The organism is Streptomyces sp. NPDC059456 (assembly GCF_042750055.1).
GTDB lineage: Bacteria > Actinomycetota > Actinomycetes > Streptomycetales > Streptomycetaceae > Streptomyces.
The window spans coordinates 1-6331 of the sequence record NZ_JBHYVA010000504.1 but is presented as its reverse complement, the minus strand read 5'-3'; the positions used below and the strand labels follow the sequence as shown (position 1 = coordinate 6331).

7 protein-coding genes are annotated in these 6331 nt (G+C 70.3%); all 7 read left to right on the top strand.

Annotation, left to right across the window (positions count from 1 at the left end; genetic code table 11):
- The first annotated feature begins 3 nt into the window (after window positions 1-3).
- The 7 genes from ACFXA3_RS31745 to ACFXA3_RS31715 all read left to right on the top strand — a co-directional run bounded on the left by ACFXA3_RS31745 (window position 4) and on the right by ACFXA3_RS31715 (window position 6313).
- Window positions 4-681, top strand: coding sequence for a L,D-transpeptidase family protein (locus ACFXA3_RS31745; protein ID WP_385192393.1), 678 nt, complete (start codon window positions 4-6; stop codon window positions 679-681).
- Window positions 682-825: 144 nt separating this feature from the next.
- Complete coding sequence (locus ACFXA3_RS31740; RefSeq protein WP_385192390.1) at window positions 826-2049, top strand: Ig-like domain-containing protein; 1224 nt, start codon at window positions 826-828, stop codon at window positions 2047-2049.
- Window positions 2050-2135: 86 nt separating this feature from the next.
- Entirely contained in the window at window positions 2136-2903 is a 768-nt protein-coding gene (locus ACFXA3_RS31735) for an enoyl-CoA hydratase/isomerase family protein (protein WP_030857311.1), read from the top strand.
- Between the two features lie 138 nt (window positions 2904-3041).
- Complete coding sequence (locus ACFXA3_RS31730) at window positions 3042-3650, top strand: ATP-binding protein (protein WP_385192388.1); 609 nt, start codon at window positions 3042-3044, stop codon at window positions 3648-3650.
- Between the two features lie 347 nt (window positions 3651-3997).
- Window positions 3998-4825, top strand: a complete 828-nt coding sequence (locus ACFXA3_RS31725) for a polysaccharide deacetylase family protein (protein WP_385192385.1) — start codon at window positions 3998-4000, stop codon at window positions 4823-4825.
- The gene (locus ACFXA3_RS31720) at window positions 4822-6012 is read left to right on the top strand and encodes a YncE family protein (RefSeq protein ID WP_385192383.1); all 1191 of its coding nucleotides are present in this window, start codon (window positions 4822-4824) and stop codon (window positions 6010-6012) included. The genes ACFXA3_RS31725 and ACFXA3_RS31720 overlap by 4 nt, the downstream gene beginning before the upstream one ends.
- 88 nt (window positions 6013-6100) lie before the next feature.
- Window positions 6101-6313: an EF-hand domain-containing protein gene (locus ACFXA3_RS31715; RefSeq protein WP_054224580.1), complete on the top strand. Its 213-nt coding sequence runs from the start codon at window positions 6101-6103 to the stop codon at window positions 6311-6313.
- Window positions 6314-6331: the final 18 nt, after the last annotated feature.

Here is a 6331-nt window from a genome sequence, read left to right as displayed (position 1 = left end):
GCCCTGCTGGCCGCCGTACTCGCGCTCGCCGCCCCGGCCCCGGCGCACGCGGGCCCCGCCCGCGCGGCCGCGGCGGTCCCCGAGCCCGCCTGTACCGCCGGCACCGGGCCCTACCAGCGCGAACTCGAAGCACACCTCGGGCGCCCCGTCGACGGGACGCAGTCCCCGGCCGACTGCGCGGCCGTGCGCACCTTCCAGCGCGCCCACGGCATCACCCCCGCCGACGGTTACCCGGGCCTCGCCACCCACCGCACGATGGTGGCCGTCGCTGCCCGGGCCCACCCCAACGCCGCCGGCGCCTGCCCCGTCCGCACCCACCGGGTGACCTGCGTGGACCTGGACCGGCAGCTCCTGTGGGTGCAGCGCGGCAGCGCCGTCGACTTCCCGCCCGTACCGGTGCGCACCGGCCGCGACGGCCAGGAGACCCGCCCCGGCTGGCACGAGATCTACTGGCGCAGCAAGGACCACGAGTCCACGCTGTACGACAACGCCCCCATGCCGTACGCCCAGTTCTTCGACGGGGGCCAGGCCCTGCACGGCCGCCCCGGCGACCTCTACGCGCACGGCGGCTCGGCCGGCTGCGTCAACCTCTCGGTACCGGACGCCGAGCGCCTGTGGAACCTGCTGGACGAGGGCGACGCCGTCTACGTCTGGGGCACCAAACCCGGTACCGAGGACTGAATCCGCGGCGCCGCGCCGGTCCTTCCCCCTCTTGGGACGGAACGGTGACAAGACCGTTTCTCTTCGTGATCCCCCCGTGTGATTTCCTGTCGACATGCGCGCGACTGTCCGCGCGCGGGGGACATGGGGAGAAGAAGAGTGAACCTGCAGCCGATACGCGGCCGCGCCCGCCGCACCGGTCTGCCGGCCCTGCTGCTCGGAGCGGCGCTGCTGCTCACGAGCGCGTGCAGTGGAAGCGGCAACACCGGCAGCGGAGGCGGCGACAACGGCGGCGGTGGCGGAGGCGGCAAGACCGGTACCGAGGCGTCCAAGGCCGTCGTCAGCGTCAAGCCCGACGACGGTGCCAAGGAGGTCGCCACCAGCGGCGTCCTGAAGATATCCAGCACGGGCGGCAAGCTCACCACGGTGACCGTCGCCGACACCAAGGGCAACGCCGTCGACGGCAAGCTCGCCGCGGACGGCGCGAGCTGGGAGCCCGCCCGCAACCTGGCTTCCGCCACCGAGTACAAGGTGCACGCCGTCGCCAAGGACGAGGCCGGCCGCGAGTCCGCGAAGGACACCACCTTCACCACCCTCACCCCGACCAACACCTTCGTCGGCCACTACACGCCCGAGGACGGCGAGACCGTCGGCGTGGGCATGCCGGTGTCGATCAACTTCACCCGCGGCATCACCAACACCGAGGCCGTCGAGAAGGCCATCACGGTGACGGCCGAGCCGTCCGTGCCGGTCGAGGGCCACTGGTTCGGCAACGACCGCCTCGACTTCCGCCCCGAGAAGTACTGGGCCGCGGGCACCAAGGTCACCGTGAAGATCGCCCTGGACGGCGTCGAGGGCCGCCCCGGCGTCTACGGCAAGCAGACCCGTACGGTCAACTTCACCATCGGCCGCTCGCAGGTCTCCACCGTCGACGCGAGCGAGCACACGATGGAGGTCGTCCGCGACGGCCAGGTCCTCAAGAACCTCCCGATCACCGCGGGCGCCCCGTCGACGACCACGTACAACGGGCAGATGGTCATCAGCGAGAAGTACAAGGTGACCCGCATGAACGGCGCGACCGTCGGCTTCGGCGGCGAGTACGACATCTCCGACGTCCCGCACGCCATGCGCCTGTCGAACTCCGGCACCTTCGTCCACGGCAACTACTGGGCCTCCTCGGGCACCTTCGGCTCCGAGAACGTCAGCCACGGCTGCGTCGGCCTCAAGGACGTCCGCGGCGCGGGCGACGGCAACCAGCCCGCCGCGTGGTTCTTCGACGAGTCCCTGATCGGCGACGTCGTCATCGTGAAGAACTCCAAGGACAAGCAGATCGCCCCGGACAACGGCCTCAACGGCTGGAACATGGACTGGGCGGAGTGGATCAAGTAGTCCTCCCCCGAACGTAGTCGAGTGGCCCGGTGCTGTGACCCACGGCACCGGGCCACTTCGCGTTAACCGCGGCTAACCTTCCGCGTATGACCCTCTCTCTCGAAGTCTCCGAAGGCGTCGGCACCCTCCGTCTGGACCGGCCGCCCATGAACGCCCTGGACATCGCCACCCAGGACCGGCTGCGCGAGCTCGCCGTGGAGGCCACCGACCGGGCCGACGTCCGCGCGGTGATCATCTACGGCGGCGAGAAGGTGTTCGCGGCCGGCGCGGACATCAAGGAGATGCAGACGATGGACCACGCGGCGATGGTCGCCCGGTCCCGCGCGCTCCAGGACGCCTTCACCGCCGTGGCGCGGATCCCCAAGCCGGTCGTCGCCGCCGTCACCGGCTACGCCCTGGGCGGCGGCTGTGAACTCGCCCTGTGCGCCGACTACCGGATCGCCGCCGACAACGCGAAGCTCGGCCAGCCCGAGATCCTGCTCGGCCTGATCCCGGGCGCCGGCGGCACCCAGCGGCTGTCCCGGCTGATCGGTCCCTCCAAGGCCAAGGACCTCATCTTCACCGGCCGCATGGTCAAGGCGGACGAGGCGCTCGCCCTCGGGCTCGTGGACCGGGTCGTGCCCGCCGCCGAGGTGTACGAGCAGGCGCACGCCTGGGCCGCCAAGCTGGCCCAGGGCCCGGCCATCGCGCTGCGCGCCGCCAAGGAGTGCGTGGACGCGGGTCTGGAGGCGGACATCGACACGGGCCTGACCATCGAACGCAACTGGTTCGCGGGCCTGTTCGCCACCGAGGACCGCGAGCGCGGCATGCGCAGCTTCGTCGAAGAGGGCCCGGGCAAGGCGAAGTTCGTTTAGCCGGATGTCTCCCGGTCCTCCCTAGGGGTGGATTAGCCAGGCCTTAAGGCAGCCTTAAGGGGAGGGGGAGATCCACTCGTGGTGATCTTCCGGGAGCGGTGGGTCGCCGCAGATCAGGGTGGCCCCGCAACCGTCCGATTGCCTCGCGCATATGACGGGACGCCCCTTCGGAATGGACCATTCCGAGGGGTGTTTTCCCGCGGAACGGCCCGGACGGGAGCACCGGCCGTCCATGATGGGTGCATGGCGGGCCTGGAGGGTGTGGAACAGCCGCGGCAGCGCAGCAGCGCTTCCGCCGTACGGCTGACGGCGGCTCTTGAGGACGAACAGGGGCTCAAGGCGCTGGAGTTGTACGGGAACCCGGCCGAGACGGAAGTGACACTGCCGTCCATGCCGGAATCGGCGAGCACGGCCCGCCGGCTCGCGCAGTACGTGGTGATCCGTTTCTGGGGCTTCTCCCCGCAGGTGTCCGAGCACACCGTCCTGCTCGTCTCGGAGCTCGTCGGCAACGCCGTGCGCCACACCGGCGCCCGTTCCTTCGGCTTACGGATGCACCGGCGGCGCGGCTGGATCCGCGTCGAGGTGCGCGACCCCTCGCGCGGGCTGCCGTGTCTGATGCCGGTCCACGAGCTGGACACCACCGGCCGCGGCCTCTTCCTCGTCGACAAGCTGTCCGACCGCTGGGGCGCCGACCTCCTGCCGCGCGGAAAGATCACCTGGTTCGAGATGCGCGTGGCCGACCGCTGATCCGCTGCCGACGCCCCCGGAAATGCCCGAAGCCCCCGGGCGCCGTGATGGGGCGTCGTGGGGGCTTCATGGGTGCGCCGAGGATCGAAGGGGGTGTGATCCTCGGCGTGGCGACTTCGCTCGGGTCAATGGGGAAGCCGTGATTCCGACTATGGCAGACGGGCGAGCAAACGCCAAAAGTCCCAACTTGGACATAAGTGTGCAAATGCTAAGAGTTTCCAGCTAAATCCTAGGTGAGGTGGGCCACTCACCTCGTAATCAATGAATAAGTATCCAGTGATCTGTGTGATTCGTTGATCAGATAGCGGACACTCCCTCATTCGGGTGGACTCCGGCGAAGGTCCCGAATGGGGTCAATCGTTATCTTCTACGGCATCCACCCCTTAAATGGGCAGGTGCTCTGCTACCCGGACCGCCGATCCGCCCTCCGCGCCGGCGCGGGGGTCGCCGCCGGCGCCTTCACCGCCGCCTGCGGTACGGGCGCCCCCGCGCCCGCCGCCCCGCCGACGAAGGCGGCCCCGGCGAAACCCGCCCCCGTCCGGCCCGCCGCCGCCCCCCGCCGCTTCCCCGGCCAGCCCGCCGAGATCGCGCACGGTCCGCGCGACCGCCCCCGCGTCGCCCTCACCTTCCACGGCAACGGCGACCCCGCCACCGCCCGGGCCGTGCTGGCCGAGGCCGAAAGGGCGGGCGCGCGGGTCACCGTCCTGGCGATCGGGACCTGGCTCGACGCCCACCCCGACGTGGCCCGCCGCATCCTGGACGGCGGCCACGAGCTCGGCAACCACACCCAGCGCCACCTCGCGATCAACACCATGGCCGAGGCGGAGGCCTACGCCGAGATCACCGGCTGCGCCGAGCGCCTGAAGCGGCTCACCGGCTCCATCGGCACCTGGTTCCGGCCCTCCCAGACCCAGTACGCCACCCCGCTCGTCCAGCGCCTCGCCCAGCGGGCCGGCTACCCGCACGTCCTCTCGTACGACGTGGACTCCCTCGACTTCACCTCGCCCGGCGCCGCGGCCGTCATCCGCACCGTCACCGGGACGATCCAAGGCGGATCGGTGGTGAGCCTGCACTTCGGCTACGCGGACACGGTCGACGCGATGCCGCCCCTCCTCGAAGAACTCGCGCGCCGCAAGATGCGCGCGGTGACCACCACGGAGCTGCTGACCTCATGACGACCACCCGCCTCCCCCGGAAGGCCACCGTGCTGCTGGCCGGTCTGGTCCTCGCCGCCCTGGCCGGCTGCGGATCGGCCGACAAGGAGCCCACCGAGGCGCTCGGCTCCGCCGAGCCGGCCCGGCAGCCCGTCAAGGCCGTCCCGGCCGTGCCGCCGGGCCTGGCCGGCATGCCGCCGCTCCTCGACCCGAACGACGTGTACGCGGCCGACCGGCCGAACCGCCTCTCCCCGGTCGTCAAGGACTTCCCGTCCCGCGTCTACGTGCCGAACACCACCTCCAACACGGTGTCGGTCATCGACCCGGCGACGTACAAGGTCATCGACACCATCCCGGTCGGCATCCAGCCCCAGCACGTCGTCCCCTCCTGGGACATGAAGACCCTGTGGGTCAACAACAACCGGGGCCACACGCTCACCCCGATCAACCCGGCCACCGGCGAGGCGGGCCAGCCCGTCGAGGTGCACGACCCGTACAACCTGTACTTCACCCCGAACGGCAAGTACGCGGTCGTGATGGCCTCCATGGACCGCGAGCTGGTCTTCCGCGACGCACACACCATGAACCGGGTGAAGACGGTCCCGGTGTCCTGTTTCGGGGTCAACCACGCGGACTTCTCCGCCGACGGCCGCTACTTCATCGTGAGCTGCGAGTTCTCCGGCGAACTCCTCAAGGTCGACACCGAGAGGATGGAGGTCGTCGCCCAGCAGAAGCTGCCCTTCGAGGGCGCGATGCCGCAGGACGTGAAGGTCTCCCCGGACGGCAGGACGTTCTACGTCGCCGACATGATGGCGCACGGCATGTGGGTGCTCAGCGGCGACAAGTTCGACGTCCCCAAGCTGCTGCCCACCGGCAAGGGCACCCACGGCCTGTACGTCAGCCGCGACTCCCGGGAGATGTACATCTCCAACCGCGGCGAGGGCAGCATCTCCGTCTTCGACTTCAAGCAGAACAAGCTCACCAAGAAGTGGGAGCTGCCCGACGGCGGCAGCCCCGACATGGGCGGGGTCTCCGCCGACGGCAAGGTGCTGTGGCTGTCGGGCCGCTACAACTCCGAGGTCTACGCGATCGACACGGTCACCGGGCGGCAGCTCGCCAAGATCCCGGTGGGCGGCGGCCCGCACGGCCTGGCCGTCTACCCGCAGCCCGGCCGCTACTCCCTCGGCCACACCGGGATCTTCCGGTAGTCCCCGGCGCCGGGACCCGCGGCGGGAGCGGGGTCCGGCTGCCGCTACCCTTGGCCGGTCAACAAGCACCGAGAAGGGGTGGATCCCAGTGGCTGACATCGAGAGCGCGCGGGCGACGTTCGGCAAGTTCGACGCGGACGGTGACGGCTTCGTCACGGCGGACGAGTACAGCGCGGCCATGAAGGCGATGGGTGACGCGTACGTCACCGCCGCCGTCGCCGACGCCGTCATCGCCTCCAAGGACACCAACGGCGACGGCCTCATGAGCTTCGACGAGTTCTGGGCCTCCCTGAACAAGTAAGCCCCGCACCCTCCCCCG